Origin of the sequence: Flavonifractor hominis (genome assembly GCF_040095835.1) — a bacterium.
Taxonomy (GTDB): domain Bacteria; phylum Bacillota; class Clostridia; order Oscillospirales; family Oscillospiraceae; genus Flavonifractor; species Flavonifractor hominis.
In genome coordinates this window covers 65,380-81,853 of the sequence record NZ_JBBMFT010000007.1, presented here as the reverse complement: position 1 = coordinate 81,853, position 16,474 = coordinate 65,380, and the positions used below count along the sequence as shown (strand labels likewise).

Annotated in this window: 16 protein-coding genes; 9 read left to right on the top strand and 7 right to left on the bottom strand. The window is 65.1% G+C overall.

Annotation, left to right across the window (positions count from 1 at the left end; translation table 11 throughout):
* The 3 genes from WMO45_RS11050 to WMO45_RS11040 all read right to left on the bottom strand — a co-directional run bounded on the left by WMO45_RS11050 (position 1) and on the right by WMO45_RS11040 (position 1,894).
* Entirely contained in the window at positions 1–777 is a 777-nt protein-coding gene (locus tag WMO45_RS11050) for an enoyl-CoA hydratase-related protein (protein ID WP_349140824.1), read from the bottom strand.
* A 201-nt stretch (positions 778–978) separates the two neighbouring features.
* Entirely contained in the window at positions 979–1,170 is a 192-nt protein-coding gene (locus WMO45_RS11045; protein ID WP_349140823.1) for a hypothetical protein, read from the bottom strand.
* 13 nt (positions 1,171–1,183) lie between these two features.
* Positions 1,184–1,894, bottom strand: coding sequence for a DUF554 domain-containing protein (locus WMO45_RS11040; protein ID WP_349140822.1), 711 nt, complete (start codon positions 1,892–1,894; stop codon positions 1,184–1,186).
* Between the two features lie 144 nt (positions 1,895–2,038).
* On the opposite strand from WMO45_RS11040, the gene WMO45_RS11035 reads away from it, so the two are divergent.
* The 9 genes from WMO45_RS11035 (at position 2,039) to WMO45_RS10995 (ending at position 11,586) form a co-directional block, all read left to right on the top strand.
* A complete protein-coding gene (locus tag WMO45_RS11035; RefSeq protein WP_349140820.1) occupies positions 2,039–3,574 on the top strand; it encodes a putative polysaccharide biosynthesis protein in 1,536 nt (511 codons plus the stop codon).
* Between the two features lie 77 nt (positions 3,575–3,651).
* Positions 3,652–4,236 (top strand): 5'-deoxynucleotidase, encoded by a 585-nt coding sequence (gene yfbR, locus WMO45_RS11030; protein ID WP_349140818.1) that lies wholly within the window; start codon positions 3,652–3,654, stop codon positions 4,234–4,236.
* A 38-nt stretch (positions 4,237–4,274) separates the two neighbouring features.
* On the top strand, positions 4,275–4,544 hold the full coding sequence (locus WMO45_RS11025) for an ACT domain-containing protein (RefSeq protein ID WP_349140817.1): 270 nt from the start codon (positions 4,275–4,277) through the stop codon (positions 4,542–4,544).
* A 12-nt stretch (positions 4,545–4,556) separates the two neighbouring features.
* Positions 4,557–5,915 (top strand): PFL family protein, encoded by a 1,359-nt coding sequence (locus WMO45_RS11020; protein ID WP_349140816.1) that lies wholly within the window; start codon positions 4,557–4,559, stop codon positions 5,913–5,915.
* 60 nt (positions 5,916–5,975) lie between these two features.
* The gene (locus tag WMO45_RS11015) at positions 5,976–7,946 is read left to right on the top strand and encodes a molybdopterin-containing oxidoreductase family protein (RefSeq protein ID WP_349140815.1); all 1,971 of its coding nucleotides are present in this window, start codon (positions 5,976–5,978) and stop codon (positions 7,944–7,946) included.
* A gap of 92 nt (positions 7,947–8,038) precedes the next feature.
* Positions 8,039–9,373 carry a glucose-6-phosphate isomerase gene (locus WMO45_RS11010; RefSeq protein ID WP_435387688.1) on the top strand — a complete coding sequence of 445 codons (1,335 nt, stop codon included), beginning with the start codon at positions 8,039–8,041 and terminating at the stop codon, positions 9,371–9,373.
* 128 nt (positions 9,374–9,501) lie between these two features.
* Complete coding sequence (locus WMO45_RS11005) at positions 9,502–9,915, top strand: hypothetical protein (RefSeq protein WP_349140814.1); 414 nt, start codon at positions 9,502–9,504, stop codon at positions 9,913–9,915.
* A 124-nt stretch (positions 9,916–10,039) separates the two neighbouring features.
* A complete protein-coding gene (locus tag WMO45_RS11000; RefSeq protein WP_349140813.1) occupies positions 10,040–10,537 on the top strand; it encodes an RNA polymerase sigma factor in 498 nt (165 codons plus the stop codon).
* The gene (locus WMO45_RS10995; RefSeq protein ID WP_349140812.1) at positions 10,534–11,586 is read left to right on the top strand and encodes a DUF4179 domain-containing protein; all 1,053 of its coding nucleotides are present in this window, start codon (positions 10,534–10,536) and stop codon (positions 11,584–11,586) included. The genes WMO45_RS11000 and WMO45_RS10995 overlap by 4 nt, the downstream gene beginning before the upstream one ends.
* Positions 11,587–11,634: 48 nt before the next feature.
* Here the strand turns inward: WMO45_RS10995 and lepB are convergent, their stop codons facing one another.
* Genes lepB through WMO45_RS10975 form a run of 4 tightly spaced genes read right to left on the bottom strand, consistent with a single transcriptional unit; the run spans position 11,635 to position 16,451 of the window.
* Positions 11,635–12,252: a signal peptidase I gene (gene lepB / locus WMO45_RS10990; protein ID WP_435387687.1), complete on the bottom strand. Its 618-nt coding sequence runs from the start codon at positions 12,250–12,252 to the stop codon at positions 11,635–11,637.
* Between the two features lie 39 nt (positions 12,253–12,291).
* Positions 12,292–14,523 carry an ATP-binding protein gene (locus WMO45_RS10985; RefSeq protein WP_349140810.1) on the bottom strand — a complete coding sequence of 744 codons (2,232 nt, stop codon included), beginning with the start codon at positions 14,521–14,523 and terminating at the stop codon, positions 12,292–12,294.
* Positions 14,520–15,608 (bottom strand): metallophosphoesterase family protein, encoded by a 1,089-nt coding sequence (locus tag WMO45_RS10980; protein WP_349140809.1) that lies wholly within the window; start codon positions 15,606–15,608, stop codon positions 14,520–14,522. Before WMO45_RS10980 ends, WMO45_RS10985 begins: the two co-directional genes overlap by 4 nt.
* Before the next feature lie 60 nt (positions 15,609–15,668).
* On the bottom strand, positions 15,669–16,451 hold the full coding sequence (locus tag WMO45_RS10975) for a TIGR00282 family metallophosphoesterase (protein ID WP_349140808.1): 783 nt from the start codon (positions 16,449–16,451) through the stop codon (positions 15,669–15,671).
* Positions 16,452–16,474 lie beyond the last annotated feature (23 nt).

The window sequence follows — 16,474 nt, the reverse complement described above, 5'->3', positions numbered from 1 at the left end:
TTACTTGTTCTGGAAGTGCTTCTCCGCGCGCTTCTCCAGGAACGCGCCCATGCCCTCGTCCTTATCGGCGGTGCCGCAGCACACGCCAAAGGCCTCGGCCTCAAAGGCGGAACCGGTAGCGATATCGGTCTGCATGCCCATGCGGATGCAGCGCTTGGACTCCTGCACGGCGATCTGGGCGTTGGCGCAGATGGCATTGGCCAGCTCCAGAGCCTTGGGCATGAGCTCCTCAGCGGGATAGACCTCGCTGACCAGGCCGATGGCCTTGGCCTCGTCGGCCTTGATGACCTTGGCGGTCAGGATCAGCTCCATAGCCTTGGAGATACCCACGATGCGGGGCAGGCGCTGCGTACCGGCAAAGCCGGGGGTGATGCCCAGGCCCACCTCAGGCTGACCGAACTTGGCCTTCTCGCTGGCCAGACGGATATCGCAGGCCATGCTCAGCTCGCAGCCGCCACCCAGAGCGAAACCGTTGATAGCGGCAATGACGGGCTTGGCCATGTTCTCCAGCTTCAGGAACACGCCGCCGCCGTGCACGCCGAACTTCTTGCCGTCGATGGAAGAAAAGCCCTTCATCTCGCCAATGTCGGCGCCCGCAACAAAGGAGCGGCCCGCGCCGGTCAGGATCATAACATAGATCTCATCGTCCGCCGCGACCTGATCGATCACCGCGTCCAGATCACTGAGGACCTGGCTGTTCAGCGCGTTGAGCGCCTCCTGCCGGTCGATGGTCACAATGCCGACGTGGCCCTGCTTTTCCAGCTTCACAAATCCCATTTGTTCTGCCTCCTTGTTAAGCTCTCAATCAAGCGATTGTTATTTTTTTAACATAACCTTACCCAATTAGTATACCGCTTCCGGACCAAACAGGCAAGGGGGATATCTCAGAAATCCGTGAATTTTTTTGAAATTTTTTGCGGCACAGGAGAAAAAAGGCCCGCCGGAGGTTCCCGGCGGGCCTTTTGAAGCAATCAAACCTTATCCCAGCATTCCCGCCAGCCACTGGCTCAGCGGAACATATGCCAGCGGCAGAAAAATGGCCGGCAGCATATTGTATCCCGCCGGATGGTATCCGGCGGGAGCCCCTTCTTTTTCTCTGCGGCCGCCGGAACTGAATCCCGGCGGCCTGCGGCGCCAAGCGCCGTCCCGCTGCGCGGGTCCCGTGGGCAATCTGCTGCTCCTGTCATCCCAGCATTCCCGCCAGCCACTGGCTCAGCGGAACATATGCCAGCGGCAGAAAAATGGCCGGCAGCATATTGCCCACCCGCAGCTTCTCCTTGGGCAGACCCAGCATGTTCAGTCCGATGCCCACGATGATGGTGCCGCCCACGGCGCTCATCTCGTTCACCACCGCCGGGTCCATTCCCTGGCCCACCAGGGCAAAAATAAGCGTCAGCCCTCCCTGATAGACCAGGATGGGCAGTGCGGCAAACGCCACCCCCACTCCCATGGCGGCGGCAAAGGTGATGGAGGTCACGCCGTCGATGACCGCCTTGGAGATCAGGATGTCATAGTTGTGGTTCATGCCGGCCTCCATGGAGCCGTTGATGGCCATCGCCCCCACGCAGAAGAGCACCGAGGCGTTGACAAAGCCCTCCACAAAACGGCTGTTGCTCTCCCCCCGCAGCAGGCGGCTGCGCAGAAAGCCGCCCACGCTGTCCATGCGCTTTTCGATGTCCACCGCTTCTCCCAGCAGGGTGCCCAGCACCATACATACGATGACGCAGAGGGTATCGGCCGTGGCGATCATACTGGAGATACCGATCCCAAGTACACACAGTCCCAGCGCGAAAGTGATTCCCGAGGCAAAGCGCGGGCGGATCAGGTGCTTGAAGCGCAGGCCCAGCAGGGTGCCCAACAGGATCAGGACGACGTTGATAAGGGTGGCAATCATGGCGCTCTCTCACTTTCATACAGCAATGTGTCACTAAATGATAGCATACCGCTCCGCCTCCGGTTTGTCAAAAACTTTCTGGATGTATGGGGGACAACCGGTGGGGAATAGAGTGAAAGGAACCAGGAAAAGGGGGCGCGCGCTGTGAAACTTGACCGTACATCCATGCTCTATGGCACGCTGGTGCTCACCGCCACCAGTCTCGTGTCCCAACTGCTGGGCTTTGTCTACCGCATCCTGCTCTCCCGCCTGATCGGCGCGGAGGTTATGGGGCTCTATCAGCTCATCATGCCGGTGTTTTCCGTGGTGCTGTCCATCACCGCTGTGGGGCTGACGGTGGCGGTATCCAACCTGTCCTCGGAATTTCACGCCACCGGCAACCGGGCGGCCATTGCCCAGGTGCTGCGGCGGTGCACCGGGTTGTTTCTCATCCTGTTTGCGGCGGTGGCCGTGCCGGTGGCGGTGCTCTACGACCCCATTTCGGTCTATCTGCTGGGGGACGCCCGTACCCAGACCGGCCTGCTCCTGCTGCTGCCCTGCCTGCTGCTCACCGGGGTGGAAAATCTGCACAAGCACGTTTTCTACGGTACGGGGAACATCCGCCCGCCGGCAGCGGTGGAGCTGTGTGAGCAGTTTATCCGCACCGGTGCGGTTCTGGGACTGTTGGTCCTCTTTCTGCCCCAGAACCCGGAGCGCACGGTGGCCCTGATCGTGCTGGGAATGATCGTCTGCGAGCTCTTTTCCGCAGTCACCCTTCTGCTGCTGGCCCGCCGGCACCTGAGCCGCTCCGGTGGACTGCCCGGGCAGCCGCTGACCCGCCGGGCCCTGGACCGGCGCATCAGCGCCATCGCGGTGCCCATCGGTCTGACCAGCCTGCTGGGCAACCTGATGGGCTCGGCCAACGCCGTACTCATCCCTCAGCGGCTGGTCCATGCCGGCTCGGAGGTGGGGCAGGCCATGGAGGCCTTCGGGGTACTGTGCGGCATGACGGTGCCCATGCTGTGCCTGCCCACCGCCTTCATCGGGGCGCTGGGGCTGGTGCTGGTCCCCCGGCTGGCCGAGAGCGCCGCGCTGGGCCTGCGCAGCCAGATCCAGCGGCGGGTGGACCGCTCCATGCTGGCCACGTCGGTGCTCATCCTGCCGGCCATGGCCGTGCTGGTGGTGCTTGGCCCCGCCATCGGCGAGGTGCTCTTCCGGGAACCCACAGTGGGCCGGTATATGCTGCCTTTGTCCTTCGGCGTACTCTTCTCCTGTTATCAGTCCGTGCTGGCCTGCGCACTCAACGGCGTGGGGAAGCAGAGCACCGCAGCCCGCAACAGCATTCTGTGCGGACTGGTGCAGCTGGGATGCACCTTCTTCCTCATGGGACTGCCCGGGGTGGGCCTTCTGGGCTATGTGGCCGGGTTTGTGGCCTCCGCCGCACTGGGGATGCTGCTCAACTGGGCCGCGGTGCGCCGGACCACGGGGCTGCGGGCCCAGCTGTTCCAGTGGTGCACCGCCCCCGCCCTTGCAGCCCTGCTCATGGGTCTGGTGATCAACCTGCTCTTTCAGGTCCTGCTGGACCACGGCATCGGCCAGCCCGCCGCGGTGACTGCCTGCCTGCTGTTTGGGGCAGCCCTCTATCTGGCCGCCCTCCAGGCCCAGGGGATCCATCTGCGGCGTCTGTTCTCCCTCCATTAGCGTTTTTTCGCCCCTCCCCGTTTACAAGCGCACTATATTCATGGTAAAATAATTTGTTTTTTGAGGGAGGGGATACCATGGCGCACCAGGAGTATTTCTTTGCCTATCTGTCCCGGATGCGGTACATCGACCGCTGGGGACTGATGCGCAACACCGTGGAGGAGAACATCCAGGAACACTCCCACATGGTGGCGGTGCTGGCCCATGCCCTGGCCGTCATCCGTCGGGATGTGCTGGGCGGGCAGGCTGATCCCGGCCTGGCAGCCGCGGCCGCTCTCTACCACGATGCGCCGGAGATCCTGACAGGCGATCTGCCCACCCCTGTAAAATACGACAATCCGGAGATCCGGGACGCCTACAAGCAGGTGGAGGCCGTGGCGGCCCGCAAGCTGCTCGGCATGCTGCCCGAGGCGCTGCGTCCCGCCTTCTCTCCCCTGCTGCTGGAGGAATATGATCCCGGCACCCGGGCGCTGGTGAAGGCGGCTGACAAACTCTCAGCCCACCTCAAATGTCTGGAAGAGCTCAAGGCGGGCAACGCGGAATTCAAGCAGGCGGCGGAACAGACCCTGGAGGCACTGACACAGATGGGGCTGCCCGAGGTGGATTATTTTCTGGAGCACTTCCTGCCCGCCTTCCAATTGACTCTGGATGAGCTGCAATAAAGCCGTACCCCCGAAAGAAAAATAAAGGAGAATCTGTCATGAGAGCAATCGTTACTGTCCTGGGCAAGGACCGGGTGGGCATCATGTCCATGGTCTGTGCCCTGCTGGCCCAGCACAACGTCAACATTCTGGACATCAGCCAGACCATCCTGCAGGAGGACTTTACCATGGTCATGCTGGTAGACGCGGGCAACTGCGATATCCCCTTTGCCGACCTGGCCGCTCTGCTGGAGCAGGAGGGCAAGGACCGCTGCCTGGACATTCATGCCCAGCGGGAGGATATCTTCCACGCTATGCACAGGATTTGAGGGTGAATGCACATGATCAATACCAATGAGATTTTAGACACCATACATATGATTGACCAGCAGCACCTGGACGTGCGCACCATCACCATGGGCATTTCGCTGCTGGACTGCGCCCATCCCGATCCCAAGGCCGCCTGCCAGAAGATCTACGACAAGATCACCCGCAAGGCTGAGCGCCTGGTGGCCACCGGCGAAGCCATTGAGCGGGAGTTCGGCATTCCCATCGTCAACAAGCGCATCTCGGTCACCCCCATGGCTCTGGTGGCCGGCGCGTCGGAGACCGACAATTACGTTCCCTTTGCCGTGGCCATGGACAACGCCGCCAAGGCCACCGGCGTCAACTTCATCGGTGGTTTCTCTGCCCTGGTGCAGAAGGGCGCCACCCCCGCCGACCGCAAGCTCATCTCCTCCATCCCCGAGGCGCTGGCCATCACCGACTACGTCTGCTCCTCGGTCAATGTGGGCTCCACCCGGGCGGGTATCAACATGAACGCCGTGGGCGTCATGGGCCGCATCATCAAAGAGTGCGCCGAGCGCACCGCCGACCGGGGCGGCTTCGGCTGCGCCAAGCTGGTGGTGTTCTGCAACGCGGTGGAGGACAACCCCTTTATGGCCGGCGCCTTCCACGGCGTGGGCGAGCCGGACTGCATCATCAACGTGGGCGTGTCCGGCCCCGGCGTGGTTCACCATGCCCTGAAGGAAGTGAAGGGCATGCCCTTCGACGTGGTGGCCGAGACCATCAAAAAGACCGCTTTCCGGGTGACCCGCATGGGCCAGCTGGTGGCCCAGGAGGCCAGCCGCCGTCTGGGCGTCCCCTTTGGCATCGTGGACCTGTCCCTGGCCCCCACCCCCGCCATTGGGGACTCCGTGGCCCGGATTCTGGAGGAGATGGGTCTGGAGACCTGCGGCACCCACGGCACCACCGCTGCCCTGGCCCTGCTCAACGACGCGGTGAAGAAGGGCGGCGTCATGGCCTCCTCCCACGTGGGCGGCCTGTCCGGCGCCTTCATCCCCGTCAGTGAAGACGAGGGCATGATCGCCGCCGCCCGCTCGGGCACCCTCCACCTGGACAAGCTGGAGGCCATGACCTGCGTGTGCTCGGTGGGCCTGGACATGATCGCCGTGCCCGGTGATACCTCCGCCTCCACCCTCTCGGCCATCATCGCCGACGAGGCTGCCATCGGCATGGTCAACTCCAAGACCACCGCCGTGCGCCTCATCCCCGCCCCCGGCAAGGTGGTGGGGGACACGGTGGAGTTCGGCGGCCTGCTGGGCTCGGCCCCGGTGATGCCCGTCCACCCCGAGAAGAGCGACGCCTTCATCGCCCGCGGCGGCCGCATCCCCGCTCCTATGCAGAGCTTGAAGAACTAAATCATCCCATCTTGAAAAGGCCGCCTACGGGCGGCCTTTTTCCAAAGGAGGAATCCTTTCATGCCCACCTGTCGTTCCGCCTGCCCCTACGACTGCCCGGAGGGCTGCTCCCTCCTGGTGGAGACCGACGGGGCGGCCGTCACCGCCATCACCGGCGACCCTGCCAACCCCTACACCGATGGCTGGGTGTGCGCCAAGCTGCGGAATCTGCCCTCGGCCCTCCGCAGTCCCCACCGCATCCTCACCCCCCTGCGCCGCACCGGTCCCAAGGGCTCCGGTCAATTTGTCCCCATCTCCTGGACCCAGGCGGTGGAGGAGATCGCCGGCCGCTGGAAGGAGCTCATCGCCCAATACGGCCCTGAAACCATCCTGCCCTACTCCTACGCCGGCACCATGGGGGCGGTCCACCGCAACTGCGGCGAGGGCTTCTTCCGGGCCCTGGGTGCCAGCGAACTGACCCGCACCCTGTGCAGCTCGGGCAAATCCGCCGGTTGGCAGAGCGTGATGGGGGACTCCTGCGACCTGTCCCCCTGGGATGTAGAGCACAGCGACCTCATTCTGCTGTGGAGCTCCAACCTGCCCGCCACCCGGGCCCACCTGGTCCCCATCGTGCGACGGGCCAAGGCCAGGGGCGCGCAGGTCATCCTCATCGACGTATATGAGACGCCCTCCGCCGCCCTGGCCGACCGGAGCATCCTGGTCCGCCCCGGCAGCGATGGGGCCCTGGCCCTGTCCATGCTCCAGGTACTCCAGGCCGAGGGTCTCACAGACGAGGCGTATCTCTCCGCCCATACCACCGGCTGGGACGCCCTCAAAGCCACTCTGGAGCGCTGGACGCCGGAACAGACCCAGGCCGTCACCGGTCTGGCGCCGGAGACCGTTCGGGCCCTGGCCCGGGCCTATGGAGCGGCCCAGGCCCCCTGCATCGTGCTGGGCAGCGGCTTCTCCCGCAGCGGCAACGGAGGCGAGGCCACCCGGGCCATCGCCGCCCTCCCCGCGGCGGTGGGCGCCTGGGCCAAGCGGGGCGGCGGCACCTACGGGGTGTGCTCCTCCCCCAGTCTGGTGGACAAATCCCTGGTGAAACTGCCCCATCTGGCCCGGCCCGAGACCCAGACGGTGAACATCAACCAGCTGGGCCCCGCCCTGGCGGGAGAGGGGGTCAGGACTCCCATCCACAGCCTGTATGTCTACCATGCCAACCCGGCGGCGGTGACCTCAGACCAGAATGCGGTGCTCCGCGGTCTGGGGCGTGAGGACCTGTTCACCGTGGTCCACGAGCGGTACATGACCGACACCGCCCGGTACGCCGACCTCATCCTCCCCGCCCCCTACATGGTGGAGACCGAGGACCTGTATACCCCCTACGGCTACCGGCAGATCCAGTATGTAAAGCCTGTGACAGACCCGCCGGGAGAGGTAAAGGGCAACTGGCAGGTCTTTTCCCTGCTGGCCCGGGCCATGGGGCTGGACGATCCCCACTTTGGCCGCAGCGTGGGGGAGCTGTGCCGGGAGATGGTGGAGCGCAGCCGCTGGCTGACCGGCGAACAGAAGGCACAGGTACTGGCGGGAGAGCCGGTGGTACTGGAGACGCCCTTCCCCCTGCCCGTGGAGACGGAGGACGGCAAGATCCACCTGGCCGACCCCGCCCCCATCACCTGGTATCCCCCCCACGGCGGGCCGGAGGCGCTGCGCCTGGTGTGCGCGCCGGCGGTGCACACCCTCAATTCCTCGTTCAATGAGGTGCCGGCCCTGGAACAGGCCCGGGGACCCATGACCCTGCGCATGAACGCCGACGACGCCGCCCGGCGGGGACTGGCCCACGGGGATGTGGCTCTGTGCGTCAATGAGCTGGGCCGGGTGCGCTTCACCGTGGCCCTGGACCGGGCCGTGGTCCCGGGCACGGTGGTGGCCGAGGGGGTCTATCCGGGCCGGGACACCGTCAATGCCCTGACCCACGCCCGGCTGTCCGACCTGGGCGCGGCTACCACCCTTAATGACAACACTGTAGAGGTATTCCCCCTTACATTGTAAAAATTCTCCTTTTTTCTCTGGAAAAAGAGGACAAGTCGGTGTATGATAGACCCAGCAGAGAGAACACACGTGTTTGTAAGGAGTGACCTTCCATGCTGATTCAATTCGACGTCTCCCACGCAGCCTCCTTCCTGCCCCCCGACTGGCTCTCCGGCCGCACCGCCGCGCTGGAACAGGCCCGTGTCATGCTGGAAGAGGGCAACGGTCCCGGCGGCGACTACACCGGCTGGGTCCATCTGCCCCGCGACTATGACAAAGAGGAGTTCGCCCGCATCCAGGCCGCGGCCCAGCGCATCCGCAGCAACTCCCAGGCCCTGGTGGTCATCGGCATCGGCGGCTCCTATCTGGGCGCCCGCGCTGTGGTGGAGCTGCTCAACTCTCCCAATTTCAACCTGACCCACAAGGATGGCCCCGCCATTTACTTCGCCGGCAACGGCCTGTCCTCCGACGCCATGCTGGAGATCATCGACCTCATCAAGGATAAAGACTGGTCCATCAACGTCATCTCCAAGTCGGGCACCACCACCGAGCCCGCTGTGGCTTTCCGCATCTTCAAGGCCCTGCTGGAGGAGAAGTACGGCAAGCAGGAGGCCCGCAAGCGCATCTACGCCACCACCGACGCCCATAAGGGCGCCCTGAAGGGGCTGGCCGACGCCGAGGGGTACGAGGAGTTCGTGGTGCCCGACGCCGTGGGCGGACGCTACAGCGTGCTCACCGCCGTGGGCCTGCTGCCCATTGCCTGCGCCGGGGTGGACCTCAACGCCCTGATGGAAGGCGCCCAGGAAGCCATGGAGGCTCTCTCCATCTCGGGCACCGACAACCCCGCCTGGCAGTACGCCGCCGCCCGTCACGCGCTGTACACCACCGGGCGCAAGGTAGAGATCCTGGCCGGGTATGAGCCCTCCTTCCGCTTCTTCGGCGAGTGGTGGAAGCAGCTCTTCGGCGAGAGTGAGGGCAAGGAGCACAAGGGACTCTTCCCCGCCAGCGTGGAGTTCACCGCCGATCTGCACTCCATGGGCCAGTACATCCAACAGGGCGAGCGCCTCATGCTGGAGACGGTGGTGCGCTTCGCCAAGAGCCATGGCAGCGTCACCATCCCCCACGACCCGGACAATGTGGACGGGCTCAACTTCCTGGCAGGCAAGGACCTGTCCTTCGTGGCCGAGCAAGCCATGCGGGGTACCCTGTTGGCCCATGTGGACGGCGGCGTACCCAACCTGACGGTCACCGTCCCCGGCCGGGACGCCAAGAGCGTGGGCGCGCTCATCTACTTCTTTGAGTACGCCTGCGGCCTGTCCGGCTATCTGCTGGGGGTCAATCCCTTTGACCAGCCCGGCGTGGAGGCCTATAAGAACAACATGTACGCCCTGCTGGGCAAGCCCGGTTATGAGGACCGCCGGGCCGAACTGGAGGCCCGCCTGAAGTAACGCGCGGACCGGTTCCCGTTAATTTTTGGTGAACTTACGCAAAGCAGTTGCAATCCAATGGTAAAAATGATAACATAATGGCACAAGCCGGAGACGAGCTCCGGCGGACAATGAAGGAGTTGATAACTATGGTGAGAGTGATCATGGGCGTCAAGGGTACCGGCAAGACCAAGCAGATGATCGAGCTCATTAATTCCGCTGTCCACAGCGAGAACGGCAACGTGGTCTGCATCGAGCGCGGGCCCAAGCTGACCTATGATATTCATTATAAGATCCGCCTGGTGGAAGCCAGCCATTATGATATGAGCAGTTATGACTTCCTGAAGGGCTTTATCAGCGGCCTGTACGCCGGCAACTATGACATCACCCATGTCTTTATCGACAGTCTGACCAAGATCGTCAAGTCCGAGCCCTCCGACCATGCGGTGGAGGAGTTCCTGGACTGGCTCAACAGCTTCGCCGAGAAGAACAACATCAAGTTCACCGTCACCATCAGCGCCGACGCCTCCCTGGCCACCGACGGCGTGAAGAAGTACTTCTGATCTGCCCGATTCCATATTCCGGCTCCGCCCAACGGCGGGGCCGGTTTTTTTCTGTTCCGGTGTCAGATCTGACGTCCCTCATTCGTATGGTAGATGAAAGCGCTTTTCAATCCAAGCAAAGGATGTGAGTCCCATCAAACCGAACGTGGACCGTGCCCAGGCCGAGCATCTGGTGGAATGCTATTCCGATCTGGTGCTGCGGCTGAGCTACACCTATTTAAAGCGGACCGAGGACGCTCAGGACATCTGCCAGACGGTATTCCTCAAGCTGCTGGAACACCCCCGGAGCTTTGCCTCTGCCGAGCATGAGAAGGCCTGGATCATCCGCACGGCGGTAAACGCCTGCAAGGACCTTTTAAAAAGCCACTGGCGCAAAACCACCGTGGAGCTGGACGCGGCGGGCCAGGTACCCGCGCCGGAGGCCGAGGAGGGCAGCCTGCTGACCGCGCTGGAGCTGCTGCCCCCAAAGTACCGCACGGTCATCTACCTCTACTATTACGAAGGTTATGCGGCCCGGGAGATCGCCCAACTGCTGGGCGAAAGTCCTGCCGCCGTCTCCACCCAGCTCAGTCGAGGCAGAGCCCGGCTGCGCACACTTCTGGAAAGCGAGGGTTATGTATGAGTTCCTACCGGGACAGCATGGATCAGCTGCACTTCACCCCTGAACAGAAGCAGGCTATGACCGACCGTCTGCTCTCCGGCACGGCCCGTTCCCGCCGGCGGTTCCCCGTGCGCCGCCTGGCCGTGGTCGCCGCGGCGGCGGCACTGGTGTTCACCGTGGGGGCCGCCGGGGCCACTGGTGCGCTGCGCCCCGCCAGCGATTTTCTGTCTGACCTGCTGGGCGGCGCCCCTGCCCAAACCGAGATCATCGACCGCATCGGCCGGCCCATCGACGCCAGTGCCACCTCAGGCGGCGTCACCATCACCGCCGACGCCATCATCGGCGACCGCTACAGCTACGCCATCCTCTACTCCATCCGCCGGGACGACGGCCAGCCCCTGGCCCAGGATATCTCTTCCACTGAGGGCCGGCTGGCCCTCACCTTCGACGATTGGGGCACACAGCTGGGCCAGCCCGGTGGCAGCCACGGCGCCAGCTGGTTCTTTGACGCCGATCCGACGGACAACGCGATTCAGTTCGTGGAGATGATGACCCAGGATCAGCCTCTGGGCCAGGGTACCGCCCGGGTCAAATTCCAGGACCTGTTCCTCTATACCGACAACTACACCCAAAGGCAGCTGCTGGCGGCGGGGACCTGGAAGCTCAAGTTCGACTTTGCCTTTGAGGACGCCTCCCTCTCCCTGCCTGCGGGGCAGTCCTTCCAGCTCAACGGCATGGACGCCACACTGGACCGCGTGACCATCTCCCCCCTGTCCATCCAGGTGGACTACACCGTCCACCAGCAGCTCCAGTGGGACCATGCCGGCCAGGACGGCCAACAGAGCGCCCACGACCGGGAAGAATCCTACCGGTACTTTGAGTCTCTGCCCATCACCATCACCCGAACCGACGGCACCGTACTGGACCTGTCCAACTCCGGCGGCGGCATCTCCCCCCGAGCCGGAGAGACGGTCTGCCAGAAGGGCGGCATCTTTGATGAAATTTTGGACCTGAGCACAGTAGAGAGCGTGACGGTGGGCGATATCGTCCTGCCGGTCCACGCCGGATAAGCACGAAAAAGCGGCGCGCATCCGATGGATGCGCGCCGCTTTGCGCGTTCAGGCCGTCTGTTCTCCCTCCGGGATCAGGCCGAAATGCTGGAAGGGCAGCAGCACACACACCGCCCGGCCCAGCACATACCGCTCGTCAATGACCCCCAGGGCCACATCCCGGCTGTCACTGGAGTGGTTGCGGTTATCGCCCATCACAAAAATGGAACCCTCCGGCACTTCGATATGGGTCTGGTTGGCATAGGAAGGCGGAAGCATGGCCTCGTTGATGTACGGCTCATCCAGCACCTCGCCGTCCACACTCACGGTGCCGGCAGCGTAGTCGATGTCCACCGTCTGTCCGCCCACGGCGATGACCCGCTTGACGATGGGACCGTCCACATCCCGGAAGGCCTTGGTGAGCACCACCACATCCCCCTGCCGGGGCGTGTACCCCACACTCTGCAGCAGCAGCATGTCCCGGTCGTGGAGGGTGGGATACATGGAGCTGCCGTCCACACCGATGATCCGTCCCACAAAGGTAAACAGCAGGATCAGAGTCACCAGCGCCATCACCAGGGCCTGCAGCCAGAAATAGAGGTCCAGTTTCAGGGAGTCCCCGCTGGAGAGCTCCTCCTCCGGCTCCTGCGTCAATTGTCTGTCTTTCGCCACTGCTATCAGCTCCATCAAAATGGGATTTCAGGTTATTATAGCTCAGTTTTCCTGCTATTGCAAGCGAACCAGCGCGACGTCCTCCCGTCCGGCCATGGCTTTGCCCTCCCGGCTGTGGCAGGTGAAGAGCAGGATCTGCCGCTGCTCTCCCAGCCGGGCCAGAGCGTCCAGGGCCAGAGCCATGCGGGTATCGTCAAAGTTGGCCAGCGCGTCGTCCAGCACCAGCGGGCAGGGCTCTTCCTGGGGCAGCACCAGCGCGCAGACCGCCAGACGCACCGCCAGATAGAGCTGATCGGCAGTCCCCCGGGACAGGGTGAGGGCCCGCCGGGGCAGCAGTCCCTGCTTCTCCTCCGCCAGGGCCTCAAACTGCCGGGTGAGGGAGACCTTGTCGTACTTGTCCCCCGTGAGGCTGGCCAGGTACTCCCCGGCCTTCCGGTTGAGAGCCGGAGAGAAGCGGGCCTGCAAATTCTCGTGGGCTCGCTCCAGGGCCTCCAGGGCCAGATCCAGCGCCTGCTGCTCCTGCTGGCGGCGGGTCAGCTCCTCGCTCAGCGTATCCCGGCGCTGCTGGAACTCCACCGGGTCCCCCAGAGTGTTCAGCTCTCCCTGGGCCATGGCCAGCCCGCTGCGCAGGCGGGCGATCTCCTCCCCGGCGCTGTCCAGCCGGGCAGCGGTCTCCACCGGGTCAAACCGGGGCTCCACCCCGTTGTCATCATAGCCCTGCTCGGGGGCAGGCAGGCTCCCGGCCAGCTTTTCGGCCCCCTCCAGCCGCACCTGGGCGGTGGCAAGCCGCTCGCCCAGGTTGAGCGCCCGGGACAGGGCGGCGGACACCCCGAAGGTGTCCTTTACCGTGGGGGCAAAGGGATGGACCAGTTCCAGCAGCCGTGCGCGGGTCTGCTCGTCCTGGGCGGTGAGCTCCGCCAGGGTCCGCTCCGCCTCCTCCCGCTGCCGAACCGCCCCGGCGGCCACCACGCAGGCCTCCCGGTAGGCACTGGCCCGGCCCAGGATGTCCTCGGGGGACGCCACCTCATAGCGCTCCAACAGCTGAGCGCTCCGGGCGGCGGCCCGCTTTTTCCACACGCCGGCGGCGATCAGCAGGGCGATCCCCGCTCCCGCCAGCACACCGCAGGCCAGCCCCCCCATCCACATCTGGGGTATGACGCCGGCAAAGGCCAGGGCCAGCGCCCCGGCCGCAGCGGCCAGCAACACCACGCCCCCCGCGTACAGCCCGCCGCAGCGGGGGGTATGTCCCGCCGCCTCGGCGTCCGCACTGGCCTGCTGCCAGGCCTGGTCGGGGGTCAGCTCCGGGAAGAGGGGGTCGGCCGCGGCGGCCTGTGCCTCCTCTTCCGCCCGCCGGGCCTGCTCCAGCTGGCCCTCGGTCCGCTTGCGGCTGGCGTGCAGGGCGTTGAGCTGGTTGAGCTCCTCCTGGGCACGCCGCAGGGTCTCCTGATCCGGCGGGGAACCGTGGCGGTTGAGTTCCGCCTGGATGGCCTCCACCTGTTCCCGGGCCTGCCGGAGCTCCTCCTGTCCCTGCTCCCAGCGGCGGCGTCGCTGGGCCATGGCCCGGGCCAGGTGTGCGTCCCGCTCCTGCTCCAGCTGGCGGAGCTCCGCCTGGAGCCGTTCCAGCTCCCGGCGGGCCTCCTGGGCCAGCCGGAATGCTTTGGCCTGCCGGGCCAGCGCGTCGTCCACCTGGGCCAGCTCCTCTTCCAGCCGGGGGATGAGGCCGGTCTTGTTGTGCCGGCGGCGGTTACGCCAGTCCCGCAGGGTCCGCTCCACCTGGGAATAGGATACGTCCTCCTCCCCGCTGGAGGCCAGGGCCGCGATGCGGGCCTCCAGCGCGGGGGCGCCGTCGATGGCCGTCGCCCCCTGGCCCACAAAGGCCGAGCGCTCAAAGACCTCCCGGGGAACCCCCACCAGAGTCTCCCCCGCGTTCTCCGCCGTCAGGCCGGGCACCGGCTCGCCGGTGTCGGTGTATACCGCCTCAAAGCTGCCGAAGGGCGTATTCCCCCTGGGGCCCCGGCGCAGGGTAATGGGACGCCCCCGCCACTCCAGCTCCAGCACACCCTCCATGGCCGCGCCGCTCCAGGGCTGGTAGCGGTTTTTTTCCGCGATGTAGCCCTGCTTGTCCCGCTCCTTGGTGTTGATACCGTAGAGCATGGCCCGCAGGAAGGCCGACCAGGTGGATTTGCCCCCCTCGTTGGGGGCTTCAATGAGATTGAGCCCCTGCTTCAGGGTAAGCTCCGCGTTCTGGAGCCCTCCGAAGCAGGCGCGCATACGTGTGATTTTCATAGGCAGGGGTCCTCCCCATTCTCCAGCGCCGCCAGGCCGAAGCGGGCGGCCAGCTCCAGGTCCTGCCCCTCGGCCGTCCCGGTGCGCAGGGTGCGCAGGAACAGCCCGGTGAGGCTGTCCTCCCCCGCCCGGTCCCACAGGTCCCGGCGCTCCCGGGTCTGGTCCCGGAGGGTCACGCTGTAATAATATGGCTGGGCCAGAGCGGTCAGGGCCGCCAGATCGGGGCGGCCCTCCTCCCGCTGGCCGGTGAGCACGATGCGGCAGCAGTCGGGACTAGCCGCGGCAGGCAGGGCTGCGCGCAGCGCCTGCTCCACGCTCTCTGCCCCGGTGACGTCCACCGTCCGGATCTCATACCGCCGCCCGGCCAGGGGGACGAACTCGGCGGTCACCTGGCCGGGGTCGTCCCCGATGGTGACGGCCAGCACACCCTTGTCCCCCGTCTCGTCAAAGCCCCGGCCCTCCGGACAGCCGGGGTAGGCCCAAAAGGTCTCCCCCGCCTTCTGCAGGCCGGAGCAGGCGTGGACGTGCCCCAGGGCCAGATAGCGCAGGCCGCTGGCGGCAATGTCCTCCGGGTCAATGGGGCCATAGCGCCCCTGGCCTGCCACGTCCCCGTGGAGGGCCATTAAGTGGATCTTCCCGTCCCGGGGAGCGGAAAAGCCCATCAGGGGAGAGCGGTCGGCCTGAGGCGTGGTAAAGGCCGCCCCGTGGACCACACACCCCAGCTCGGGCAGCTCCACCCCCTCCACCGCCACGGTGGAAAAAATGTGCACGTTGTCCGGCCAGGCCGTCCCGGCGTAGATGGAGCGGGCGGTATAGAAATCATGGTTGCCCGGGGCGATGAACACCGGGGCGGGGATGCTGCCCAGGCACCGTGCCAGGGCCTGGACCGTCTCCTGGTAGGTCTGTCCGCCGTCCAGCAGATCCCCCGACAGCAGCACCAGGTCGGCCCGCCGCTCCTGGGCCAGGTCGGCCAGCCGGTCCAGCAGCTGGCGCTGCTCGGCGCGGCGCTGGGCCGCCTGCTCCGTGGTCAGGGCGGCAAACGGGGCGTCCAGATGGAAGTCTGCCCCGTGAATGATCGTCAGCATAAGTTCTTCCTTTCCTTTCTCTTCCGGCAGGAAAGGGGCGGGGGAACCCCCCGCCCGCGTTCAGTCCCGGATGTCCAGCCGCTCCAGCTTCACGCAGCGGCGGGTGTCGATGTCGATGGAAAAGAGCACGCTCTCCAGCTTGCAGGCCCCCTCCGCCGGCTCAAACCGGCGGGGCAGCCCGCCCAGAAAACGGTTGATGGCCTGCTCGGGCCGGATGCCCAGCACGCTGCGAGCCGGGCCGGTCATGCCCAGGTCGGTGACAAATCCCGTCCCTTTGGGCAGGATCTGCCCGTCGGCGGTGGGCACATGGGTGTGGGTACCCCAGACGGCCTGTACCCGTCCGTCCAGGTAATAGCCCATGGCCCCCTTCTCACTGGTGGCCTCGGCGTGGAAGTCCACCAGCACCACGTCGGCCCCCTCCATGCGCTTGAGCACCTTGTCGGCGGTGGTGAAGGGGTTTTCAAAGTTGCTGTCCATCTCACACCGTCCGATGAGGTTGACCACCCCGATGCTCACCCCGCCCGGGCCCTCATAGACCCCCCAGCCCCGGCCGGGGACACGGTTGGTATAGTTGGCCGGGCGGAGGGTATAGCGGTCATCCTCCAGAAAATCGGCGATCTGGATGCGGTTCCAGGTATGGTTGCCCAGGGTGACCACGTCGGCCCCCGCGTCAAAAATATCACGGGCCTGCCGGGGCAGGATACCCACCCCGGAGGCGTTTTCCCCGTTGACCACGGTGAAGTGGACGCCCTTTTGTTTTTTCAGGCTGCGCAGATGCCGGTTGAGGTATTCCACTCCGGCCTCTCCCACCACGTCGCCCACGGCCAGCACGTTCAGAATCATACTCTGCCTCCCTCTGTTGTAAA

Excerpts from the sequence above, each read along its gene's own strand:
- WMO45_RS10975 (WP_349140808.1), bottom strand. The coding sequence starts at position 16,451 with ATGATTCTGAACGTGCTGGCCGTGGGCGACGTGGTGGGAGAGGCCGGA.
- lepB (WP_435387687.1), bottom strand. The coding sequence starts at position 12,252 with ATGGAGCTGATAGCAGTGGCGAAAGACAGACAATTGACGCAGGAGCCG.
- WMO45_RS11020 (WP_349140816.1), top strand. The coding sequence starts at position 4,557 with ATGATCAATACCAATGAGATTTTAGACACCATACATATGATTGACCAG.
- WMO45_RS11050 (WP_349140824.1), bottom strand. The coding sequence starts at position 777 with ATGGGATTTGTGAAGCTGGAAAAGCAGGGCCACGTCGGCATTGTGACC.
- WMO45_RS10985 (WP_349140810.1), bottom strand. The coding sequence starts at position 14,523 with ATGAAAATCACACGTATGCGCGCCTGCTTCGGAGGGCTCCAGAACGCG.
- WMO45_RS11025 (WP_349140817.1), top strand. The coding sequence starts at position 4,275 with ATGAGAGCAATCGTTACTGTCCTGGGCAAGGACCGGGTGGGCATCATG.
- yfbR (WP_349140818.1), top strand. The coding sequence starts at position 3,652 with ATGGCGCACCAGGAGTATTTCTTTGCCTATCTGTCCCGGATGCGGTAC.
- WMO45_RS11040 (WP_349140822.1), bottom strand. The coding sequence starts at position 1,894 with ATGATTGCCACCCTTATCAACGTCGTCCTGATCCTGTTGGGCACCCTG.
- WMO45_RS11015 (WP_349140815.1), top strand. The coding sequence starts at position 5,976 with ATGCCCACCTGTCGTTCCGCCTGCCCCTACGACTGCCCGGAGGGCTGC.
- WMO45_RS11010 (WP_435387688.1), top strand. The coding sequence starts at position 8,039 with ATGCTGATTCAATTCGACGTCTCCCACGCAGCCTCCTTCCTGCCCCCC.
- WMO45_RS10980 (WP_349140809.1), bottom strand. The coding sequence starts at position 15,608 with ATGCTGACGATCATTCACGGGGCAGACTTCCATCTGGACGCCCCGTTT.
- WMO45_RS11005 (WP_349140814.1), top strand. The coding sequence starts at position 9,502 with ATGGTGAGAGTGATCATGGGCGTCAAGGGTACCGGCAAGACCAAGCAG.
- WMO45_RS10995 (WP_349140812.1), top strand. The coding sequence starts at position 10,534 with ATGAGTTCCTACCGGGACAGCATGGATCAGCTGCACTTCACCCCTGAA.